Here is a 3780-nt window from a genome sequence, read left to right on the forward strand (position 1 = left end):
GCGTGGTACTGGAGCACCGGCACCTTGATCTTGGGGCTGCTGCCGAGGGTGTTCTCCGTGTAGCGGGCGACCCAGGGCGCGTCGACGAGCGGGCTGCGGGTGACGTACGAGGACAGCGACTTGTTGCCGTACTTGTTGATCATCTCCAGGGCGCAGCCTCCCGCTTCGAGGTCGGCGGTCATCGCGCGGCCCGCGTCGTTGAGTACGTCGCCGAACTTGAGCTCGGGGTAGGCGTTGTCGAGGCCGATCAGGGCGTAGAAGAGGAAGCCGGAGCCGGGGCGGCCGTTGAGCGGCAGGGCCACCTCCATCAGGTTGGCGGGGACACCTCCCGCGACGATGCCCTTGAGCTTGAGCTCGGGCGCGTAGTCGGGCTGGAACTCTCCCGCCCACAGCGCGGCGCCGCCGCCCTGCGAGTAGCCGCGGAAGGCGACCGGGGCGTCGGCGGAGAGCCCGGCGGCGGGCAGCCGCTGGGCGGCGCGGACCGCGTCGATGAGGGCCGGGCCCAAGGACTTGCCCACCATGTACGTCGTCTTCGGTCCCGGCCGGTAGCCCTCATAGTCGGGGACGGCAACCGCATAACCCGCCCGGAGCATGGCGTTGATGACCCACTGCTCGTACAGGGCACCCTTGGCGATCATCCGCGACGGGGTGCAGCGGAAGGCGGGGCCCTGGGTACCGGGCCCCCAGCCGACGACGGGCCGTGAGGCGGGAGTGCCGCCCTTGGGCACCATGACAGTGGCCGTCACCGCGTGGGGCTTGCCCAGCGCGTCCGTGGACCGGTACATCACCTGCCAGGTGTCGGCCAGGGCACGTGGCGTCGGCGTGCCGGGCTCGACCTTGCGGGAGCGGATGACGTCGCCGGGCTTTCCGTCGGGCAGGGCGGACGGCGGTACGTAGAAGTCGTCGGGCGGCAACTGCGCGGCGGCGCCCGTGCTCGCGCTCACGGCGGCCGCGCGGGGTTCGCTGCCCGCCGTGCCCGGAAAGAGCGTGCAGGCCGCGAGGATCAGGGCGAGGACGGCGGCAAGCCGTCCTGCCCGGCGGGATATCCGTGTCGGCATGTCAGTTCCCCTGGGGCAGGTGGCGTGTGGCGGCTGGTGGCGTGTGGCGGCTGGTGGGACCGTCCGTTCGGGCGGCCGATGGTGCGGCTCGCGGTGCGTGCGCTCGGCTAGATCTGCAGGTTCTGCCGCGGGTTCTGCTGCGCTGCGATCGCGAGCTCTTCGAGGTGCGCGGCCGCGGTGGGAGCTCCCCCGGCTTCCCGCAAGGAGTGGCTGACGCGGCGGGCGGCCGCGGTGAAGTGGGGCTGGCCGAGTACCGCGTCCAGAGCGGATCCGACGGCCTTGGCGTCGGTCCGGCCGAATCGCACCCGTACCCCCGCGCCCACGGCGGTGACCTGGGCGGCGACCAGGGGCTGGTCGTCACGGACCGGGGCCACCACCAGGGGGACGCCGTGCCACAGGGCCTCGGTGACGGTGTCGTGCCCGGCATGGCAGACGACGGCGTTTGTGCGGGCCAGGAGTGCGAGTCGGGGAACGGCGGGGCAGATCAGGAGGTTGCCGTCGTCGCGTGGTGGCCCGAGGACCCCGTCGGGGTCGACGACCACTGCGCGCAGTTCGCGGGAGCGGGCGCGTACACCGTCGACGCACTGGGCGAGAAAGTGGGCGCCCACCGTGGTGCCGGCGGTGTCGAGGCAGACCAGGACCAGCGCCCGGCCGTCGTCCCGGTCGACCCATCCCCAGGGGAAGTCGGCGGCTTCGGCACGCGAGGCCGGCGCCTGGTCGAGCGCCGGGCCGACGAAGCGCACCGGACCGCGCTCAGGCGCCTGCGGTCCTGTGAGTTCGCTGGTGGAGAAGACCAGTGTGAGCCGCGGCGAGAACCGCGGATCGTAGCGGGCCGAAGGGTCGCCGAGGCGCAGCCGGAGCCCGTCGAGGAGGTCGGTGATCCACTGGTCGGCCTGGTCGGACTCCGGGGTGCCCACGGGGCTGCCCGCGAGTTCCGCGGAGGTGGTCGATGAGGTGGCGTAGGGGACGCCGAGCCGTTCGGCGACCAGTGCGCCCGCGACCGTCTGCTGGTCCACGACGAGCAGGTCGGGCCCGAACTCCAACACGGCCGCAGTCACTCCGGGCGCCATGGCGTAGGCGAGCGGGGCGAAATAGTCGTCCCACAGGAACTTCAGGGCCGCCGCGCCGCGCAGGTCGCGGGGTCTGTGATCGAGGCCGGGTACGCCCGCGCAGGGGAAGACGGGGGCGTCGGCGGCCACCAGGCCCTCCAGGGCGGCGGGCAGCCCGGCCCAGGCCACCTCGTGCCCGCGGCCCGCGAGTTCGGCGGCGACGGCCGAGGCCGGGCTGACGTGGCCGGCGAGCGGTGGCACCACGAAGAGGAAGCGGCTCATCGCGCATCGCCGCCGCTCGGCGTGGCGTACCCCGCAATGCCCAGGGCCGGTTGGGCATTGCGGGTGTCGGTGAGCCCGGCGCGTCCGCGTTCGTACGCGGCGGGGGCGAGGTGGGCGGCGTTCGGTCTCCCGTCCGCGCGGCCGGAAGGGCTCGACCCGGGATCCGCGTCCCGGATTGCCTCACAAGACAGCATCAGAACTCCGACCGCTCGGCGACACAAGCACGAGTCACAGCGCAGGCGCAGACAGGCACAAGCACCGGCACGTGAAATTACGTTGAATTAACAATCGAGCCGAAAGCGGAAGCTAGTCGCGCTTCGAGAAGCCGGTCAAGAGCCGTTTCACTGGGCGCCGAAGATCTGTTGCGGGGTGAGTAAGGAGCCGCGATCACTTGTCACCCGCGCGCACCCTCCGGGTTTTTGGCACCGACGTACGAATCCGGATTGCTCGTTACTCACCCCGGGATGAAGCATCCCCAAAATCCAGGCAGCTGAATTCTGCTGGTAATTGACATCTTGACCGCCCAACTACCCGTCAGTAGTTTACCGATCCGAAACAGGACCGTATCTGGCGAACATAACGACATGTACGGCCATTCTTCCTTCACCCGTTCTGCCCGTTCACGCAGTACGAGAGGCAGCTCATGAGAGCTAATCGAAAGAGAGCCGGGGTGCGCGGCGCCCTGGCCGCGGTCGCGACCGCAGGGCTGGTCACCGGCCTGATCACCGTCACCGGAGGTACCGCTTCCGCCGTTCCGCTGAAGCTGAATCAGAAGTACACCTGTAAGTTCCCGATCATCAACAACGATCCGATCGAAGTTGAGATCACCGCCGACATGCCCGCCACCATGAACGTGGGCGAGACGGTTCCCGAGTACGACATCAAGGCCGTCACCAAGGTCAGCGCGCGGGCCGCGCAGGGCCTGGGTGTGATGGGCGCGGTGACCCTGGAGGGCAAGGCCACCGCCGATGTGAACGTGACCCTGCCCGGCGGCACCGGCAACCTTCCGATCAAGGTCGTCAACACCGTCGCCAAGGGCAATATCCCCAACCCCGCGGCGGGCTTCACCCTCACCGCCAACGGCAAGTCGCCCGGCGGCCTGCTGACCTGGGAGAAGGAAGGCACGGCCAAGTTCGACGTCACGGGTCTCAAGCTGCACAACATGATCGCCAGGGACGCGGACGGCAACCCCGTCCAACTTCCGCCGAACGGCGACGAGTTCCCCGCGGACTGCACCCTGGACGCAGGCCAGTCCACCGCGCTGCACACGGTGACCATCACCGGCGGCAGCACGGATCCCACGGACCCGCCGACCGATCCGCCCACCGACCCGCCGACCGACCCTCCGACGGACCCGCCCACCGACCCACCGCCGGACCCGCCCCCCGTCC

Annotated in this window: 3 protein-coding genes; 1 reads left to right on the forward strand and 2 read right to left on the reverse strand. The window is 70.4% G+C overall.

Translation table 11 applies throughout. The features are described 5' to 3' along the window. Together ACQKIP_RS42465 and ACQKIP_RS42470 are read right to left on the reverse strand one after the other, a co-directional pair. Positions 1-1058: lipase family protein (locus ACQKIP_RS42465; RefSeq protein ID WP_427745456.1), on the reverse strand; the 1058-nt coding region annotated here is incomplete at its 3' end. A 107-nt stretch (positions 1059-1165) separates the two neighbouring features. Next, positions 1166-2389 (reverse strand): glycosyltransferase, encoded by a 1224-nt coding sequence (locus tag ACQKIP_RS42470; protein WP_365856195.1) that lies wholly within the window; start codon positions 2387-2389, stop codon positions 1166-1168. Positions 2390-3032: 643 nt separating this feature from the next. Between ACQKIP_RS42470 and ACQKIP_RS42475 the strand changes: the two genes are divergently transcribed. Next, positions 3033-3780 (forward strand): DUF6801 domain-containing protein (locus ACQKIP_RS42475; protein ID WP_427745457.1); only part of this gene is annotated, 748 nt, incomplete at its 3' end.

The sequence above is a fragment of the Streptomyces sp. NPDC059900 genome (assembly GCF_050270335.1).
Lineage (GTDB): Bacteria > Actinomycetota > Actinomycetes > Streptomycetales > Streptomycetaceae > Streptomyces.